18 protein-coding genes and 1 tRNA gene are annotated in these 18,556 nt (G+C 41.5%); 15 read left to right on the forward strand and 4 right to left on the reverse strand.

The window, feature by feature from the left end:
- Nucleotides 1-9: 9 nt before the first annotated feature.
- Nucleotides 10-1,644, reverse strand: coding sequence for an L-aspartate oxidase (gene nadB / locus FTU58_RS01220; RefSeq protein ID WP_180061939.1), 1,635 nt, complete (start codon nt 1,642-1,644; stop codon nt 10-12).
- A 331-nt stretch (nt 1,645-1,975) separates the two neighbouring features.
- Here nadB and FTU58_RS01225 point away from each other — a divergent pair, with 331 nt between their 5' ends.
- From FTU58_RS01225 to FTU58_RS01275, 11 genes are all read left to right on the forward strand, one after another.
- On the forward strand, nt 1,976-3,358 hold the full coding sequence (locus tag FTU58_RS01225) for a Do family serine endopeptidase (RefSeq protein WP_131261155.1): 1,383 nt from the start codon (nt 1,976-1,978) through the stop codon (nt 3,356-3,358).
- A 167-nt stretch (nt 3,359-3,525) separates the two neighbouring features.
- Nucleotides 3,526-3,981, forward strand: a complete 456-nt coding sequence (locus FTU58_RS01230) for a thioesterase family protein (RefSeq protein WP_004971726.1) — start codon at nt 3,526-3,528, stop codon at nt 3,979-3,981.
- A gap of 309 nt (nt 3,982-4,290) precedes the next feature.
- Nucleotides 4,291-6,108, forward strand: a complete 1,818-nt coding sequence (lepA, locus tag FTU58_RS01235; protein ID WP_004971725.1) for a translation elongation factor 4 — start codon at nt 4,291-4,293, stop codon at nt 6,106-6,108.
- Between the two features lie 21 nt (nt 6,109-6,129).
- Nucleotides 6,130-6,957 carry a signal peptidase I gene (gene lepB / locus FTU58_RS01240; RefSeq protein WP_004971724.1) on the forward strand — a complete coding sequence of 276 codons (828 nt, stop codon included), beginning with the start codon at nt 6,130-6,132 and terminating at the stop codon, nt 6,955-6,957.
- Nucleotides 6,958-6,981: 24 nt separating this feature from the next.
- Nucleotides 6,982-7,353, forward strand: a complete 372-nt coding sequence (locus FTU58_RS01245) for a DUF4845 domain-containing protein (protein ID WP_004971723.1) — start codon at nt 6,982-6,984, stop codon at nt 7,351-7,353.
- Complete coding sequence (gene rnc / locus FTU58_RS01250; protein WP_004971722.1) at nt 7,325-8,026, forward strand: ribonuclease III; 702 nt, start codon at nt 7,325-7,327, stop codon at nt 8,024-8,026. Before FTU58_RS01245 ends, rnc begins: the two co-directional genes overlap by 29 nt.
- The gene (era, locus tag FTU58_RS01255; RefSeq protein ID WP_004971721.1) at nt 8,023-9,051 is read left to right on the forward strand and encodes a GTPase Era; all 1,029 of its coding nucleotides are present in this window, start codon (nt 8,023-8,025) and stop codon (nt 9,049-9,051) included. Before rnc ends, era begins: the two co-directional genes overlap by 4 nt.
- A 22-nt stretch (nt 9,052-9,073) precedes the next feature.
- Nucleotides 9,074-9,274, forward strand: coding sequence for an NF038104 family lipoprotein (locus tag FTU58_RS01260; protein WP_019837686.1), 201 nt, complete (start codon nt 9,074-9,076; stop codon nt 9,272-9,274).
- An 8-nt stretch (nt 9,275-9,282) separates the two neighbouring features.
- Complete coding sequence (gene recO / locus FTU58_RS01265; protein WP_178865723.1) at nt 9,283-9,996, forward strand: DNA repair protein RecO; 714 nt, start codon at nt 9,283-9,285, stop codon at nt 9,994-9,996.
- 11 nt (nt 9,997-10,007) lie between these two features.
- Nucleotides 10,008-10,733 (forward strand): pyridoxine 5'-phosphate synthase, encoded by a 726-nt coding sequence (gene pdxJ, locus FTU58_RS01270; protein ID WP_179990141.1) that lies wholly within the window; start codon nt 10,008-10,010, stop codon nt 10,731-10,733.
- 39 nt (nt 10,734-10,772) lie between these two features.
- On the forward strand, nt 10,773-11,426 hold the full coding sequence (locus FTU58_RS01275; RefSeq protein WP_179990068.1) for a tRNA-(ms[2]io[6]A)-hydroxylase: 654 nt from the start codon (nt 10,773-10,775) through the stop codon (nt 11,424-11,426).
- A 281-nt stretch (nt 11,427-11,707) separates the two neighbouring features.
- Here FTU58_RS01275 and FTU58_RS01280 read toward each other — a convergent pair.
- Nucleotides 11,708-11,783, reverse strand: a tRNA-Asn gene (locus tag FTU58_RS01280).
- 250 nt (nt 11,784-12,033) lie between these two features.
- Here FTU58_RS01280 and FTU58_RS01285 point away from each other — a divergent pair.
- Nucleotides 12,034-12,492, forward strand: coding sequence for a hypothetical protein (locus FTU58_RS01285; protein ID WP_178318832.1), 459 nt, complete (start codon nt 12,034-12,036; stop codon nt 12,490-12,492).
- A 139-nt stretch (nt 12,493-12,631) separates the two neighbouring features.
- A complete protein-coding gene (locus FTU58_RS01290) occupies nt 12,632-13,459 on the forward strand; it encodes a DMT family transporter (protein WP_096901096.1) in 828 nt (275 codons plus the stop codon).
- Nucleotides 13,460-13,657: 198 nt separating this feature from the next.
- Here the strand turns inward: FTU58_RS01290 and FTU58_RS01295 are convergent, their stop codons facing one another.
- A complete protein-coding gene (locus FTU58_RS01295) occupies nt 13,658-14,893 on the reverse strand; it encodes a pyridoxal phosphate-dependent aminotransferase (protein WP_004971708.1) in 1,236 nt (411 codons plus the stop codon).
- A gap of 218 nt (nt 14,894-15,111) precedes the next feature.
- On the opposite strand from FTU58_RS01295, the gene FTU58_RS01300 reads away from it, so the two are divergent.
- Nucleotides 15,112-15,291 (forward strand): hypothetical protein, encoded by a 180-nt coding sequence (locus FTU58_RS01300; protein WP_004971707.1) that lies wholly within the window; start codon nt 15,112-15,114, stop codon nt 15,289-15,291.
- Nucleotides 15,292-15,348: 57 nt separating this feature from the next.
- Here FTU58_RS01300 and FTU58_RS01305 read toward each other — a convergent pair whose 3' ends face one another.
- Nucleotides 15,349-16,137, reverse strand: coding sequence for a hypothetical protein (locus FTU58_RS01305; RefSeq protein WP_004971705.1), 789 nt, complete (start codon nt 16,135-16,137; stop codon nt 15,349-15,351).
- A 252-nt stretch (nt 16,138-16,389) separates the two neighbouring features.
- On the opposite strand from FTU58_RS01305, the gene uvrB reads away from it, so the two are divergent.
- On the forward strand, nt 16,390-18,417 hold the full coding sequence (gene uvrB / locus FTU58_RS01310; RefSeq protein WP_004971703.1) for an excinuclease ABC subunit UvrB: 2,028 nt from the start codon (nt 16,390-16,392) through the stop codon (nt 18,415-18,417).
- Nucleotides 18,418-18,556: the final 139 nt, after the last annotated feature.

Genomic DNA, 18,556 nt, shown 5'->3' on the forward strand with positions numbered 1-18,556 from the left:
GCAATCAGATCACTCATTCACCAATGGAGTTTCCACTTGGAAATTTGGTGGAATGAGCACAGTTTTACGCAATTCAGGCGCAAGCTCTGGATAATCTAGCGTGAAGTGTAAACCACGTGATTCTTTGCGTTGCATGGCACAGCGCACAATCATTTCAGAAACCAGAACCAAATTACGCAGCTCAATCAAGTTTTTACTGACTTGATAGTCCTGATAATACTCGGTGATTTCACGTTTTAGCATTTCAATACGGTGTAAGGCACGCTCTAAACGCTTAGTGGTGCGTACAATGCCGACATAGTTCCACATGGTTGCACGTAGCTCATCCCAGTTTTGTAAAATCACCACATCTTCGTCAGGGTTCGTCACTTGCGAATCATCCCAAGCAGGAACTTCAGGCGAGCTATAATCTGCAGTGTAATGGGCTTCAATATGTTTGGCGGCAGCCATTCCATAGACAAAACATTCTAAAAGAGAGTTACTTGCCATACGGTTAGCGCCATGCAAACCTGTATAAGAAGTTTCACCAATCGCATATAAACCTGCAATATCGGTTTGACTATGTTCATCCACCATTACTCCGCCACAAGTGTAGTGGGCAGCAGGTACAACAGGAATCATATCGGTAGTGATATCAATGCCCAATTCCAGTAAACGTGCATACAGCGTTGGGAAGTGTTCTTTCACAAATTCTGCAGGTTTATGGGTGATGTCTAACCACACATGACGAATACCTAAGCGTTTGATTTCATAGTCAATCGCACGTGCTACAATGTCACGTGGCGCCAATTCTGCACGCTCATCAAAACGCAGCATAAAACGCTCACCATCGGGTAAACGCAAATATGCACCTTCACCACGCATGGCTTCAGTAATTAAAAACGAACGTGCTTGGGGATGATACAAACAGGTCGGGTGGAATTGATTAAACTCCATATTTGCCACACGGCAACCTGCACGGTATGCCATGGCCATACCATCACCTGTGGCAATGTCTGGGTTAGATGTATATAGATAGGCTTTCATTGCACCACCGCAGGCAAGTGCGGTAAACGGAGCAAGGAAGCTATGCACTTTTTGTGTTTTTTCATCTAGTGCATATAAGCCTAAAGTGCGATTGCTTTCATTTAAACCTAATTTTTGCGAGGTAATTAGGTCAATCGCAATAAAATTTTCAAAAATGGTGATGTTTTTCTGTTCTTGGACACGTTGTACTAAAGTGGTCGAAATTGCGCGTCCTGTTGCATCGGCTGCATGAATAATACGTCGCTGTGAGTGACCGCCTTCACGGGTTAAGTGCAACTGTTCTTGTTCATCTAAAGTAAATTGAACACCTTGTCTCAGCAGAAAATCTACCGAAGGTTTGCCGCCTTCTACGGTTTGTTTGACGGCATCCATTTCACATAAATGCGCACCTGCAATCATAGTGTCATCTATGTGTTGTTCAATTGAATCTGTTTCATCAAGCACTGCCGCGACACCGCCTTGCGCATAGAAGGTGCTGGCTTCAGTGAGGGTAGATTTCGCCAAAACGGCAATATTGAAATGCTGGGGTAATGAGAGCGCTAAACTCAAACCTGCACCACCACTTCCCACAATAATCACATCAAATTGATGTGTTGTGTTTAAATTAGGCATGTCCATCAGCTAATTTGAAAAAAGTTGGATAATGACACCCCTTTTTACAGAAAAAGGCAAGTGCGAAGTGGATTTGAATAATGAAAAAAAAGAATAAACTGGCAACTTTTATGGAATATCCCACTTTTATTGTGATTCGATTCCACGCTTTTCATTTATAGCACTTTGGCGCATCATTTTTGATGGGTCAAATATAAGATGCTATCTCAGCTATCCTCCACAGTGCCTGCCAAACCGTAATTGAAAAAGATTCAACATTTTATTACGCAAAAGCCTATTATTTTGTGCTAAATAAGGTGAGTTCAAAGTCATAATTATTATTGAGTGAATGCTATTTATGAAAAATCGCAACTTAAAAAAAGGTTTATATGCGGCTGTTTTTACTATGGCAACTGTGCAGACTCAAGCAGCACCACCAGTAGACTTTTCTAATTTGGTTGAGCAGGTTAGTCCTGCGGTGGTGAGTGTCAATGTTGTCAAAAAAATGAGTCAGGAAGAACTCTTACAACAACAAGTTCCAGAAATTTTACGCCGTTTTTTTGGCAATCAAGTGATTATTCCTCAACAGCAAATTCCACAAGAAAAAACAGGTTACGGCAGTGCCTTTTTTATCAGTAAAGATGGATACCTTTTAACCAATCACCACGTTGTTGAAGATGCTTCTAAAGTTACCATTGTACTGAATGACCGCCGTGAACTTGATGCAACTGTCGTGGGTAGTGATGAACGTACCGATGTCGCGTTATTAAAAGTGCAGGGCAGCAGTTATCCAGAACTGCGTACAGGCAATGTCGATCAATTACGTGTAGGTGAGCCTGTACTTGCGATTGGTTCACCATTTGGCTTTGACTATTCTGCATCGGCAGGAATCGTGAGTGCCAAAATGCGTAATATGATGGGTGAAACTTCAGTGCCATTTATTCAGACCGATGTGGCGCTTAACCCAGGTAACTCAGGCGGGCCACTATTTAACCAGCGCGGTGAAGTGGTCGGCGTGAACTCCCGTATTTTTAGTGGTACGGGTGGTTATATGGGCTTGTCATTCTCCATTCCTATTGATGTTGCCATGGATGTTGCCGATCAGTTAAAGCGTAACGGTAAAGTGACTCGTTCTTATTTAGGGGTGAGTTTGCAAGATATTGACCGCAATTTGGCAGAATCTTATAAACTCAGTAAGCCTGAAGGTTCATTAATTACTCAAGTTGCACCAAACTCACCTGCGGCACGTGCAGGTTTGCGCGCGGGCGATGTGATTCTTAAATACAACGGCACACCTATTTCCAGAACGTCTGAATTGTTGAACTATTTAAACCGTTCAGTGCCAAATCAAAGTATTCAGCTTGAAGTATTACGCGATGATAAACGCCGTAATATTACCGCTACGGTGAGCACAGCACCTGACGACACGCCTGCCAAAAACAACCCTGATACCGCAGCCAAAGGCCCTGTTTTAGGGGTGTCGATTCGTGATTTAAGCGTTGCAGAACAACGCCAATTAGATATTAAAGGCGGTGTGTTGATTCAGGAAGTGCGTCGTGGTGGTTCGGCAGCTCAGGCACGTATTATGCCAGGTGATGTGATTGTGCAACTGAATAACACCACCATCCAAAATGCCAACCAATTTGTTGAAACAGTATCTACCTTGAAACAAGGTACAATTGCGCGTGTGGTGATTATCCGTCAAGGGCAACGTGCGATTATTGGCATGCGTATTCAATAAGTTGATGTGGCATAAAATCGTAAATCTATCTAAAATTTAGAATCTTGCTAAACTTTAAATAGCCACTTATTTTAAGGAAGTCGCTCTTGAATTAGGGCGACTTTTTTATGTAACTCGGTATTTTTGTTAGACTAGACCGACATCGCCGTTTTAGTTAAAAGGATGACATGAGCAGCATATTTGATTTAAAAATCACCGTACAGCCAGAACATATTGATATTTTAGGGCATGTAAATAATGTGGTGTATGTGCAGTGGATGCAGGATGTAGCATCGGCACATATCGAAACATTAGGTTTAGGGGTGCTGGAATACTTAAAACTAAAACATGCGATGGTGGCGGTGGAACATCATGTGCAATATCGTAAAGCGGCACTCGAAGGTGAGGAGCTGATTTTGCGTACATGGTTAAGTGATTTGAATGCGTTGTATTCATTCCGCCAATATGCGTTTTATCGCCCTCAAGATAAAAGTCTGCTGTTTATGGGCAATACACAATGGGCTTGTGTGGAAATTGCTACAGGTCGTCCAAAACGCATGTCACCGACATTTACGCAAGCCTATCAACCCCTTGCTGCTGATGTGAATCCGTTGGATTTTAGTGAGTATGATTCATTAAGATGAGTTGAAGCACCAAGTGTAGCGTCATTGAAAGTTGCTGCATGTTATTGCTGTCGATGTTGTTAAAGAGGGTATTCACCTGTTTCAAATAGCATGAAGTATTCTTCAATTCTCACTTTAATTACGACACACATCTCTGCATAAAAAGCCTGAAACTCTCGAATAAAAAGAAAAACGCGTGAGGCTGCAAAAGGAAGTCATTATTATGGATACATTGAAAAATCCATCTGCTATAATCCTTCGCAATTTCTATTCGGCTTTTGCTCTGCATGAATTTTGAGGTGCAGAGCGTGTTATTTTTCAAGGTAACCCATGGCGCAAGCTAAAAAAACTGTTGATATTAAAAACATCCGTAACTTTTCGATCATTGCCCATATTGACCATGGTAAATCGACTCTAGCAGATCGTTTCATTCAAACCTGTGGTGGTTTACAAGATCGTGAGATGCAAGCTCAGGTGTTGGATTCTATGGAGCTTGAGCGTGAGCGTGGGATTACCATTAAAGCCACCTCAGTGACTTTATACTACAACCATCCAAATGGTCAGGAATACCAGTTAAACTTCATTGACACCCCAGGACACGTTGACTTTTCCTATGAAGTATCACGTTCTTTGGCAGCTTGTGAAGGTGCGCTATTGGTAGTCGATGCGGCACAAGGGGTAGAAGCGCAATCAGTTGCAAACTGCTATACCGCAATTGAGCAAGGCTTAGAAGTTTTACCTGTACTGAATAAAATTGATTTACCGCAGGCAGAACCTGAGCGCGTGATTCATGAAATTGAAGAAATTATTGGTATCGAAGCGCAAGATGCACCCACCTGTTCGGCTAAAACAGGTTTAGGCATCGACAATGTATTAGAAACCTTGGTGAATGTCATTCCTGCACCACAAGGTGATCGTGATGCGCCATTGCAAGCCTTAATTATTGACTCATGGTTTGATAACTATTTGGGCGTTGTGTCGCTGGTACGTATCAAGCAAGGTCGCGTGCGTAAAGGCGATAAAATGTTGATGAAATCGACAGGTCAAACGCACATTATTACCTCAGTTGGTATTTTTAATCCAAAACATACCGAAACAGGTATTTTGGAAGCAGGTGAAGTTGGCTTTGTTATTGCGGGTATTAAAGATATTTTTGGTGCGCCAGTGGGTGATACCATCACACTCGCAACTACACCAGAAGTAGAAACCTTACCAGGCTTTAAAAAAGTTAAGCCGCAGGTTTATGCAGGTTTATTCCCAATTGATGCCAGCGACTTTGAACCGTTCCGTGAAGCCTTGCACAAACTACAAATTAACGACTCAGCTTTGTTCTTTGAACCTGAAAGTTCAGATGCTTTAGGCTTTGGTTTCCGTTGTGGTTTCTTGGGCATGTTGCACATGGAAATCGTACAAGAGCGTTTAGAGCGTGAGTACGATTTAGACCTAATTTCATCAGCTCCAACGGTTATTTATGAAGCTGTGATGAAAAATGGCGAAACGGTTTATATCGACAGTCCATCTAAAATGCCTGATGGTTCAACTGTAGAAGATTTGCGTGAACCGATTGCGGAATGTCATATTTTAGTGCCGCAAGAATACTTGGGTAACGTCATGACCCTATGTATTGAGCGTCGTGGTGTGCAAAAAGACATGAAATTCTTGGGTAACCAAGTGTCTATTACTTTTGAAATTCCAATGGCAGAAGTCGTGATGGATTTCTTTGATAAATTGAAGTCATGTTCACGTGGTTTTGCATCGTTAGATTATAACTTTGTGCGTTTTGAAAGTTCATCTTTGGTTAAAGTAGATGTACTGATTAACGGTGAAAAAGTTGATGCCTTAGCGATGATTTGTCACCGTCAGGATGCACGTCACCGTGGTATTGCCTTGGTTGAAAAAATGAAAGACTTGATTCCGCGTCAAATGTTTGATGTGGCTATTCAGGCTGCCATTGGTGCACAAATTATTGCGCGCTCAACCGTGAAAGCGATGCGTAAAAACGTACTTGCGAAGTGTTATGGCGGTGACGTTTCTCGTAAGAAGAAACTACTTGCCAAGCAAAAAGAAGGTAAGAAACGTATGAAGCAAGTGGGAAGTGTTGAAATCCCGCAAGAAGCTTTCTTAGCTGTACTTAAAGTCGAACGCTAAAATTATAAGGATAATAAACCCATGGATTTTGATTTTAATTTGATTCTCGTTCCTGCCACATTATTTTTTATTGCGGTGTGGCTGCTCGATAAATTTGTATTTAAGCAAAGAGCAACGAAAGGGCGAGGCAATGAAAACTTCATTATCACATGGGCTTATGATTTTTGGCCTGTTTTGGCAGTGGTGATGGTACTGCGTTCATTCCTGTATGAACCATTTAATATTCCGTCAGATTCTATGGTGCCAACCTTAGAAACGGGCGATTTTATTTTGGTGAACAAGTTTGAATATGGCGTGCGTTTGCCAATTATTAACAGCAAAATTATAGATGTGGGTTCGCCTGAGCGTGGCGAAGTTGCGGTGTTCCGTTATCCACCACAACCAAGCATTAGTTATATTAAGCGTATTGTCGGTTTACCAGGCGATCATATTGTTTATGATCATGGTCAGCTGAGCATTAATGGCGAGAAAGTAACGAAAACCCCAATCCAGTTTAGCCGTGAAAAAGACAGTCTAGATACACCTACTTCAATTTACCATCAGGAAACTTTAGGGGCGCATACATTTACCATGCGCGAGCTTGAAGGTGTAAACGTGGCGCGTCAGGCACCATTCCTGAACTATGTAGACAATGGTAAATATTCAGCAGAAAATGGTTTATATTGGGAAGTCAAAGTACCTGAAGGTCATTACTTCGCGATGGGGGATAACCGCGATCAAAGTGCTGACAGTCGTTTTTGGGGTTTTGTACCAGAGGAAAACCTAACAGGTCGTGCATTCTATGTGTGGATGCATAAAGAGCCTGGGTTTAATTTGCCGTCATTTAGTCGTAACGGCAAAATTGATTAATACAGCAGATTAGGAAAATAAAAAATGCGTCATCAACAAGGGGCATCCTATATTGCAATTTTAATTGCAATTATTGGTTTTGCATTTATGGCAAAAGTGGCAATTGCGGTTTGGGGACCATATTTCGATGATCGAATGTTGGACAATCAAATTGAAGAGCAATTGTTGAATGGGCCAAAAAACCTATCACCACAAAAGTTTATTGGTGAAATGGACAAGCGTTTAAGCATGAACAACATTCGCGATATTAAATTTGCAGATGTAGCTCAAGTGACCAACGTAGATGGTTTAGAAGTGAAAAAAGAATATGAAATAAGAAAACCTTTCTTATTGAATATTGATATTGTAATGAAGTTCGAGAAAAGTTTTGATCAAAGCTCAGTCCAAGCTAAATGAGACCCGTCTAGCCAGCCGAATCGGTTATCAGTTTAAGCAACCTGAATTGCTTAAACTGGCTTTGACTCACCGCTCGGTGAGTCATAAACACAATTACGAACGTCTGGAATTTCTAGGCGATTCGTTATTGGGAATGATTGTTGCCAATTATTTATATGTGGCTTATCCACATGAAAATGAAGGGCGTTTAACGCGCATGCGGGCAACACTGGTACGTCAGGAAGCCTTAGGCAAAATTGCCAATGATTTAAAGCTCAGCCAAAATTTAATTCTCAGTACGGGAGAATTGAAATCTGGCGGTCATCATCGTGAGTCTATACTGGCAGATACCGTAGAAGCGATTATTGGCGCTATTTATGTCGATAGCGGTGATTTGAATTTGCTGCAAACGATTGTGCTAAAATGGTACAGCCCTTATTTAGATCATATTGAGCCAACCGATCAACTCAAAGACCCTAAATCACGCTTACAAGAGTATTTACAAGCACGTAAAAAACCTCTCCCGGTTTACGAGGTTGTAGATATTCAGGGCGATGCACCGAATCAGCATTTCATTGTGGAATGCCGAGTCGATAGTTTGCCTGTAATGAAGGGTGAAGGTTCAAGCCGTCGCTTTGCCGAGCAGGCAGTTGCGGCAGATATTTTAAAATTCTTGGAGCAAAAGTCTGAATGACCATCCATTCCGATCACGTAGATGCTGATCACGAGTCGAATAACGACGCCAATGACCTAATTAACCAATTCTTTAGCGGTCAGGGAACTGAAATTCCATCTGATTTCCGCAGTGGTTTTGTTGCGATTGTTGGTCGCCCGAATGTGGGTAAATCAACCCTCATGAACCATTTGTTAGGTCAAAAACTATCCATTACTTCACGTAAGCCACAAACCACACGTCACAAAATTGTGGGAATTGATTCACGTGAAAAATCTCAGGCTGTGTTTGTAGACACACCAGGGATGCATAAAAAAGAAGTCCGTGCCATCAACAAAATGATGAACCGTGCTGCATCGTCTGCTTTGCGCGATGTGAATTTGGTTTTGTTTGTGGTGGATGCACAAAAATGGACGCAAAATGATGAGTTAGTCCTAGAAAAGCTGAAAAATGCAGAAATGCCAGTGATTCTGGTGATTAACAAACTCGACACTTTTGAGAATAAAAATCAGGCTTTGCCGATTATTCAAGAACGTGCCAAGTTAATGAACTTTGCCGAAATTGTACCTGTATCGGCATTGCGCGGCGCGAACCTAGATCATTTGCGTGACACGATTGAACGCTATTTGCCATTCCAGCCACCGTTGTATTCGCTAGATCAAATCACAGACCGTTCAGAACGTTTCTTGGCATCTGAAATTATCCGTGAAAAGATCATGCGCCAATTGGGCGAAGAACTGCCTTACGATTTAACCGTGCAAATCGAATCATTTAAAACTGAAGATGCGGTTTTAAATGAAAAAACGGGTCGTATGAAAGCACCATGTACCTATATTGATGCCACTATTTTTGTAGATCGCTCTGGTCAAAAAGCCATTGTGATTGGTGAAAAAGGCGCGAAGCTGAAAAAAATTGGTATGGATGCACGGGTCGACATGGAAAAAATGTTCGAGCAAAAAATCATGCTGACGCTTTGGGTGAAAGTCAAAGGTGGTTGGTCTGATGATGAACGTGCATTAAAAAGCTTAGGATATAGCGATATCTAAGTTTGACGAAAAGGGAACTGTGATGATGAAAGTGTTGGCCATTGTGGCATGTATGTTTGTCTTGCAAGGTTGTATTCACAAAGTTGTGACAGTTCCCGTAAAAGTTGCCTACAAAACTACAAAGGGTGTGGTGAAAGGCACTGCTGCTGTAGTTGGTGCTGTCATTCCAGATGGTGATGACGAAGAAAAATCCAAACAAGAATCCTCTAAAGAACAGGATTAATTGACGCTATCATGCGTAATGAAATCTTGCATGGTTATTTAATCCATCATCGAAAATACCGCGAACGTAGCCATATTGTGCACTTGTTTACCCGCGAACATGGGCGGGTTGATGGTATTTTAAGACAAATGCCACCGCCACAATATCAACCGATTCGCATACAAGCTTCGGGAAAATCAGACCTTAAAAATTTCACCAAGCTGGAAATTGTCAATCAACCGGTTTTCTTCTTTGGTGATGCATTTTTTTCAGGCTTTTATTTAAATGAAATCGTGCTGCGCTTATGTTCTGCCGAAGTGGAAATGCCAGAAACTTTTGTGCAATATCACCAGACTTTGGCGCATTTACAACACTTATCTAGTCAGGAAAATCCCAATCTATTCTTAAGACAAATTTTACGTCAGTTTGAACATGCATTATTGGAAGAATTAGGCTATGCGATTGATTTTTCAGTCGATGCGAACCAAGAGCCAATTCAGCCCAATCTACATTATCATTTTCAACTGAATGATGGTTTTATCCCTACCGCACAAGCATCACGGGCTAACTTAGTCGGTACACAGATCCTCAGTATGTGCGACTATGAAAAAGGTAGGGATTTTAACCCAGAGCAGTTACAATTACTGTCTCGGCTGTATCGACAAATGATTAGTTCACTGTTGGGTGATCGACCTTTAAAAAGTCGCCAATTGTGGATTCAGAATTCTCAAACCCAAGCGTAATGTAGGAACCTATTATGGCTTTACTCGGTGTCAATATTGACCATGTGGCAACTTTAAGACAAGCGCGTGGCACGAACTATCCAGACCCTGTGAAGGCCGCATTAGTTTGTGAACAGGCGGGTGCAGAGGGGATTACTTTGCATTTGCGTGAAGATCGTCGTCATATTCAGGATGATGACGTGCGTCGTATGCGTCCGTTGTTGAAAACCCGCATGAATTTGGAAATGGCAGTTACTGAAGAAATGATCGAGTTTGCCAAGGAAATTCGTCCACAGCATGTATGTTTGGTACCTGAGCGCCGTGAAGAAGTAACCACTGAAGGTGGTTTGGATGTAGTAGGCAATTTTGCAGCAGTTAAGGCCGCTACTCAGGAATTAACAGCAATTGGCTGTGATGTGTCACTGTTTATTGATGCAGATCTTGCACAAATTGATGCGGCCGTTGCATGTGGTGCACCGACCATTGAAATCCATACAGGCGCGTATGCCAATGCAGAAAATGAAGCTGCACAGCAAGCTGAATTGACCCGTATTGTTCAGGGCGTAGAATATGCAGCTAGCCGTGGCTTAGTGATTAATGCAGGGCATGGCTTGAACTTGGATAATGTAGGTGCAATTGCCGCAATTCCATACATCCATGAGTTAAATATTGGTCATGCTTTAATTGGTGATGCTGTATTTGTCGGATTGGAGCAGGCTGTTAAACGCATGAAAGCCGCGATTGATGCAGCGCGTTAATCTGTATATTTGAAATTGAAAGATAAAATTTGAAACGTTATGTCCAGCATAAATTATGATGAATTGATGCAGCCTGTAATAGCATTTTTAGGCTGTGAAACACCTAAAGAATGGTTGAATGAAGCATTAAATAATTTAGATATTTTGATGCAAGATCATGCCAACTGTGAGAAAAAAGCAGCAGGCACAGCCATGAACTTGATGTTTCGTTATAGCTTTTTTACCGATTTACAGGTCAAACTTGCACAGTTGGTACGCGAAGAAATGCTGCATTATGAGCAGGTGCTAGAGTTCATGGCAAAGCGCGGGCAAACGTGGCAAGGTTTAAGTGCAGGGCGTTATGCAGGTGGTTTACGTAAAGAAATCCGCACCTATGAACCCGAAGCATTGATTGATGTTTTGGTGATTGGTGCCTTTGTAGAAGCACGTTCATGCGAGCGGTTTTATGCGCTAGCACCACTGGTGGATGAAGAATTAGGTAAGTATTACCGTTATTTGCTTAAATCAGAATCACGTCATTATGAAGACTATTTAGCACTGGCTTTGGATGTTGCAAAAACGGAAAAACTGAAAAACCCTGAAGAAGATATTCAGGGACGAATTCAGCATATACGTGAAGTGGAAAAGAATCTGATTTTAAGTCCAGATGATTTGTTCCGTTTTCATAGTGGCGTGCCTGTGCAAGCCGCTTAAAACTTGTAGATGATCTAAGATAGAAAACGGAACTTCGGTTCCGTTTTTTTATCAATCAAGTTATTGCTTAGGTATTTTGATTGTGGATTGTTGCCTAAGTCACTTAGAAATGATCAAGGCTAAGATTAGGAATTACATTAAGCTGAATTGCCCAAAACAGTTACATTCATCTTTTTGAACGATTAAGGCATGAATCGCTGCTTGGTTATTTACAGACCACATCATCCATAAATTTTAGGCAATAAAAAACCCAAGTCGTTATGCTTGGGCTTTTTAGAATTTGGCTCTCCCACCTGGGCTCGAACCAGGGACCTGCGGATTAACAGTCCGTCGCTCTACCGACTGAGCTATGGGAGAATCTGAATGCGATTATAAGCAGATTTAAGCAAGGGTCAAGCATAAATTGTCATGTTTCTTTCATTTTGACTTTATATGCTTTTTATTTGAACAAAAAACAAAATTTTATTAAAAAATCACCCACAAGACTTGCGTTACACAAAATCGGTTGTTAGTCTGAGTGAAAGAACAAAGCGTTTAAGTAGCATCTTAAACAGTGTGGATTTAACCCAACTTGCCAGCACTAAAATGGCTAAATCGGAGTAAGCGAATGAATACGCTCAGCATTTCTGACATTTTTTCTCAATTTTCTTATTATCAAGAACATTATCTTTCTATCTTGTCTACGCCTGAACAATACTACACTGCTGTAGAAGGCGCGTTTATTCATGTCTGGCCTTTGGCACCTCAAGATTTGTATTTGGGCGATTTATTGCAATTGTGGTTTAGTGAAAAATGGCTCATTCAATCATCCTGCCAATTGCTTTCAGACCATCCAGACAACGGCACCAAAAAACCATTACAGCGTGATCATGATTTATATTTGTACCAACTGGCGGGTAGTGCGCTTTCGGGGAGCAACCGTTCACGCGTGTGGTCTGTGTCTGAACAAAAACAATTGCGTGTAGAATTAGACTCTGCTTTTCGCTATTTATGTGAATATAAAGCGACAACTCAACCTGTAGTGTCTAAATCAGAGTTGATCGCAGCATTGAAAAACAGTATCTAATCTAAATAGTATTTAATCTAAGATGATTTATCATTTCAGCCAAATAGATTTGTATTGAATTGAGCGAAATGACTTGCACTAAAATAGTGTTCTAAACTGCGATAAAGATTTGCGAACAGCTTGAAAAGGATATTCAGCCGTGTGGATTAAAATATGCATTGCCATGCTCGCATTTGCTGCAAATTCCTTGCTGTGTCGTTTGGCATTGGCTGAACAGCAAATTGACCCTATTAGTTTTAGTTTGCTCAGGGTTGGCAGTGGAGCAGTGTGCTTAGGACTGTTCTATGCTGTTTTGCAGGTTCAACAACCAATTCAATTCCAATGGAAATCTGCACTCAGCCTTGCTGTATATCTGCTCGGTTTTTCGTTAGCATATTTGCATATAGACGCAGGCATAGGCGCATTGATTCTATTTGGCGCAGTGCAAATCACCATGATCAGTTATGCGATTTTGCATGGTGAGCGCATGACTTTGCCGCGCTGGGTCGGGTTAGGTTGTGCTATATTGGGGATGGGTTTGTTGCTATTGCCTGAAGCCAGTACGCCAACGTTCAAATATGCATTGATGATGTTACTGGCAGGTATTGCATGGGGTTTTTACAGTATTGCTGCAAAGACGATGCAGCATGCTTTAACTAATACTCTGTCTAATTTCATTCTGGCGACACCACTTGTTGCTGTATTTTTTCTTTGGCATTTACCTGAAAGTTTTATCACTTGGCAGGGTGTGGTTTTGGCAGTGTTGTCGGGTGCATTGGCTTCGGCTGGCGCGTATGTGTTGTGGTACAGCATTGTGAAAAAAATTGATCACATTACCGCAAGTACTGTGCAACTTTCTGTACCGTGTTTGGCGATTTTAGGCGGTGTGATTTTTTTAGGTGAACAACTCACCCTGTTGATGGTCGTGGCAACCTTGATCGTGTTGTGTGGTATTTTGATGGTGATTTTAACCAAACCTCGTGTATAAAACCGTTTAGATTGCTGTTGTTTTGATTTTTTTGTATTGGAATTTTTATATCAATCAAGAAATGATCTTGAGGCTTTTTAAAAGCGTTATTTGTGATCTCTCTCCTCAGAAATGAGGAAAAATGATGAGTGAAAAAACGTAATTAAAACAAAAACCCACGATTCAATCGTGGGTTTTGTTCATCTAAACAGGTTTAGATTATTTGGCAGCTTTTTCAGCTTCGATTGAAGCAATCGCTTCATCTACACCTTCAATTGATTCTGCTGCTTTTTTGATACGTGCAAGCGCATCTACAAGCACTTCGTCTGCAGTTGCATAAGAAATACGCATGAAACCGCCTAAACCGAACGCATCACCAGGAACAACGGCAACACCAGTTTCTTCCAATAACCAAGCAGAGAATTCTGTGCAAGATTTTAAGCCTTTCGCACGAATCAATGGTTTGATGTTTGCATACGCATAGAATGCGCCATCTGCAGGTAAGCAAGAAATACCTTTGATGTCATTCAAACCATTTACAACTAAGTCGTGACGGCGTTTGAATGCTTCAACCATTGGCTCAAGTACGTCTTGTGGGCCGTTCAATGCAGCTTCTGCAGCAACTTGCGAAATAGAAGTTGGGTTAGAAGTCGATTGAGATTGAATTTTCTTCATCGCACCAATTAGTTTAGCAGGGCCCGCTGCATAGCCAATACGCCAGCCAGTCATTGCATAAGCTTTAGACACACCGTTTAATACGATTGTGCGGTCATAAAGGTCTGGTGCAACTGTTGCGATGTTATAGAACTCATCATCCCAACGGATTGGTTCATACATATCGTCAGATGCAATGAATACTTCAGGGTATTTACGTAGTACAGCAGCCAAAGCTTCTAATTCAGCTTTGGTGTAGATCATACCTGTAGGGTTAGATGGGCTGTTTAACACCACTAAACGTGTTTTGTCAGTGATCGCAGCTTCTAATTGTTCAGGCGTGATTTTGAAACGTTGTTCTTCACCACATTCCACAATGACTGGCACGCCTTCAGCAATAATCACCATATCTGGATAGCTTACCCAGAACGGTGCAGGGATAATCACTTCATCACCCTTGTTTAACAAAGCCAACGCCAAGTTAAAGAATGATTGCTTACCACCACAAGACACCAAAATTTGGTTCGCTTGGTAGTCAAGATTATTGTCACGTTTTAATTTTGCGATAATGGCTTTTTTAAGACCAGGCGTACCGTCAACAGCAGTATATTTTGTAAAACCGTTATTAATTGCTGCAATAGCTGCATCTTTGATGTGTTGTGGTGTATCGAAATCCGGTTCACCTGCACCCAAACCAATAACGTTATGACCCGCAGCTTTAAGTTCAGCGGCTTTATTGGTTACTGCAAGTGTTGGGGACGGTTTGATGGCATTGACACGATCAGAGAGACGTACGTCCACGGCATATTCCTTCTTATAGGGATAAAAAAATAAAAAGCATATTATCTTAGCCTAAATTCGATGTCTGCGTCGTTTAAAATTGCATCAAATTAATAAAAAATCACCAAATTAGACCAATTTCCTATGAAATCGTGATTAAAACTGCTGTGAGGTGGAAGTTTCTCGCATCGGGCGGCAAAAAACTTTAAAATAGTCCGAATTTTATAAGAGTAATGGTCATGAGTAAGCAGCAGCCTACTTCAAAAAAACCATTGGTGAATCTCCCATTCCCAATGCCAAATACAGCGCAGGATAATGATCAGGCGGTACATAATTCAGTGCGTCCTAAACCTGAGCAATATGCCGATAAGACTTGGCCACCGCCACGTGGTACTCGTCGTTCGATGGGTAAGCGCTAAAAAAAATGCCACAATTACGTGGCATTTTTTATTGATGGGGATTTAAAAGTATTGAAATTAACGAACATGCTTACGCGCTTTGTTGGCAGGTTTTGGCGGCGAGATTTCACGTACGCCATGCCATACATCGCTAAAATCTTGCTCGTTGATATTATACAATTCCAATAAAGCCAAAATCGCTGCACCAAATAGCATTGGGCCTTCTGAATTATTTTGGAACTCGAATACCTTACCATTTAAGTTGTGCAAAATATCCTGAATTTCAAAGACCCGATCACGCCCATTGCTGTCAGTTGGGTACATTTGTGTATTCAATATGATTTTAGCCAAGGCTTTTTCATTATCGCTCAATGCCAAGACTTCAATTAATTCATCGGTGGCAGGGGTAAAAATCACAGAATCACGGTAAATGGTGTGTAGTAATTTTTGCGTTAGTTTAGGCAATGCTTTTTCGACAAAAGGACGAAACGACGCAGGAAAAATCACATTATGGGCAATGCCTTTAAACATAGGGGCAATTTCTTCAACCGTATAACCTGCAATACCACAACCAATTGAAGTTAAAAAATACTTCATTTTAGGATGGTTTTTGGCATAGATTTTAAAGTCATCCACATAGTGCTGAATTTGCGATAGTGGCATTTGTTGTAAATGTTCATTCATGGTTGGAATGGCAAAACTTTGTCCTGCCCAACCGCGCCCGACGCCTTCAACGGCACCAAAAAATTCTTTGGCTGTTCGTGCTGCACCACCTGCATGTTGTCCTGCCATGTTACTGCCAAATACGAAAACAGTATCTTCAGGGAGGCTTTTGATAATTGATTCGTCGTGATATTGGTAAGTCATGAATGTGTGCTTTTATGGTTGTCGTCCTGAAATTTCATGTTGCCTTTGAATAGCCAGTGGGTCAAGTCTTAAAGCAGTTTCCCCGTGCTCAATTTAGTCGTAGCACATCTTCGTTCTAACAGCGTCCACTACAGAATTAAAACCGAGCAATGGCTTTGTAGCTACGCAACATCGCCACAACATATTCGGATGTCCTGAGTGTAGGCAAATCTGCTAAAATATTAGGTCGCATCAAACCTGAGAGCTGCATTTGTGAGTGATAAGCAACCTTTCGATTTAGTCACCAACTATCAACCTGCGGGTGACCAACCACAAGCCATTGAAAAATTGGTTCAAGGGATAGAACAGGGCTATCATGATCAGCTATTACTTGGGGTTACAGGCTCAGGTAAGACTTATACCATGGCCAATGTGATTGCCAGAACACAGCGTCCGACCATTGTCATGGCACATAACAAAACGCTGGCAGCGCAGTTGTATGGTGAGTTTAAAGCGTTCTTTCCGAACAACGCAGTCGAATATTTTGTCAGTTATTATGACTATTATCAGCCTGAAGCCTATGTACCATCTTCCGATACTTTTATTGAAAAAGATGCGGCTATAAATGATCATATTGACCAAATGCGACTCTCGGCCACACGTGCTTTGCTAGAGCGTCGTGATGCCATTATTGTCGCATCGGTATCTGCAATTTACGGTTTGGGTGACCCCAATGCTTATATGAGCATGTTGCTGCATGTGGTGCAAGGTGATCGGGTGAATCGTGATGATTTGATCCGTCGTTTGGTGGAAATGCAATATAGCCGTAATGAGCTAGAGTTTTTGCGCGGTACTTACCGTATTCGTGGTGAAATTTTAGATATTTTCCCTGCTGAATCTGATCAGCATGCTATTCGCATAGAATTATTTGATGATGAAGTCGATTCGATTCGTTGGTTTGATCCATTAACAGGCAAATTGGTGCGTAAAGTGCCGCGCGTGACTATTTATCCTAAAAGTCACTATGTTACGCCTAAGGATAATTTGGAACGTGCGATTGGTACCATTAAAGAAGAACTAAAAGAGCGTTTGGTGTTTTTTCGCGAACATGACAAATTGCTAGAAGCGCAGCGCATAGAACAACGTACCCGCTATGATTTAGAAATGATGCAGCAATTGGGCTATACCAACGGCATCGAAAACTATTCACGACATTTGTCTGGACGACCTGCAGGCGAAGCACCGCCCACTTTGTTTGATTATGTACCTGATGATGCCTTGCTGATTATTGATGAATCGCACGTGACCGTTCCGCAAATTGGCGCGATGTATAAAGGTGACCGATCACGTAAAGAAAACTTGGTGAATTATGGTTTCCGTTTACCTAGTGCGTTAGACAACCGTCCAATGAAATTTGAAGAATGGGAGCGCATCGTCCCATCCACAATTTATGTGAGCGCTACACCTGCACAATATGAGTTGGAAAAATCGCAACAAATTGTAGAGCAAGTGGTGCGTCCAACAGGATTGATTGACCCAGAAATTGAAATTCGTCCTGTGTTAACGCAGGTGGATGATGTGCTGTCTGAAATCAATTTGCGTAAAGAATTGAATGAGCGGGTGTTGGTCACCACTTTAACCAAACGCATGGCTGAAGATTTGACCTCGTATTTAAAAGAATACGGCATTCGAGTGGCTTATTTACACTCTGATATTGATACCGTAGAACGCGTCAAAATTATTCACGAATTACGTACAGGCGTGCATGATGTCTTGGTTGGCATTAACCTGTTACGAGAAGGTTTAGACATGCCTGAAGTGTCTTTAGTGGCAATTTTAGATGCCGACAAAGAAGGCTTTTTACGTTCAGAACGTTCGTTGATTCAAACCATTGGACGTGCAGCACGTAACTTGAAAGGTAAAGCAATTTTATATGCAGATCGCATTACCGATTCAATGCAAAAGGCGATAGATGAAACAGAGCGTCGTCGTGCCAAACAAATTGAATTTAATGAATTGCACGGCATTACTCCACGTAGTGCAGTGCGTCAGGTGATTAAAGAAATCGACACAGGTGAAGTGCTGAACGATGAGCAAATTGATGAAAAAATCAATGCACAAAGCCGTGCTTTAAGTGACGATGAACAGCACATTTTGGCTGATCCTAAACTGTATGCCAAACATATTGCCAAACTTGAAAAAGAGATGTTGAAAGCATCTAAAGAACTGCAATTTGAACAAGCGGCTCGTTTACGTGATGAAATTTTGCGTTTAAAAGCGCAAATGTTGCAATCTGGCTAAATTGGGGCGAATTGCACTGTCAGTGTAAGTGCGAGTTTGCATACTAAACTTGCTATGTAAAATTTGAGTTGCAAAAATTACATATCCATACAGTAAATTGAAATGCTTGCGGTTATTTTTGAAGAAGATAAACAAAATT

The organism is Acinetobacter sp. YH12120 (assembly GCF_013418795.1).
Taxonomy (GTDB): Bacteria; Pseudomonadota; Gammaproteobacteria; order Pseudomonadales; family Moraxellaceae; genus Acinetobacter; species Acinetobacter towneri.

Bases quoted from the DNA above. Each gene is read 5' to 3' on its own strand.
- nadB (WP_180061939.1), bottom strand. From the start codon at position 1,644: ATGGACATGCCTAATTTAAACACAACACATCAATTTGATGTGATTATT.
- FTU58_RS01260 (WP_019837686.1), top strand. From the start codon at position 9,074: ATGATGAAAGTGTTGGCCATTGTGGCATGTATGTTTGTCTTGCAAGGT.
- FTU58_RS01275 (WP_179990068.1), top strand. From the start codon at position 10,773: ATGTCCAGCATAAATTATGATGAATTGATGCAGCCTGTAATAGCATTT.
- FTU58_RS01305 (WP_004971705.1), bottom strand. From the start codon at position 16,137: ATGACTTACCAATATCACGACGAATCAATTATCAAAAGCCTCCCTGAA.
- lepB (WP_004971724.1), top strand. From the start codon at position 6,130: ATGGATTTTGATTTTAATTTGATTCTCGTTCCTGCCACATTATTTTTT.
- FTU58_RS01245 (WP_004971723.1), top strand. From the start codon at position 6,982: ATGCGTCATCAACAAGGGGCATCCTATATTGCAATTTTAATTGCAATT.
- FTU58_RS01285 (WP_178318832.1), top strand. From the start codon at position 12,034: ATGAATACGCTCAGCATTTCTGACATTTTTTCTCAATTTTCTTATTAT.
- era (WP_004971721.1), top strand. From the start codon at position 8,023: ATGACCATCCATTCCGATCACGTAGATGCTGATCACGAGTCGAATAAC.
- FTU58_RS01300 (WP_004971707.1), top strand. From the start codon at position 15,112: ATGAGTAAGCAGCAGCCTACTTCAAAAAAACCATTGGTGAATCTCCCA.
- lepA (WP_004971725.1), top strand. From the start codon at position 4,291: ATGGCGCAAGCTAAAAAAACTGTTGATATTAAAAACATCCGTAACTTT.
- FTU58_RS01230 (WP_004971726.1), top strand. From the start codon at position 3,526: ATGAGCAGCATATTTGATTTAAAAATCACCGTACAGCCAGAACATATT.
- FTU58_RS01225 (WP_131261155.1), top strand. From the start codon at position 1,976: ATGAAAAATCGCAACTTAAAAAAAGGTTTATATGCGGCTGTTTTTACT.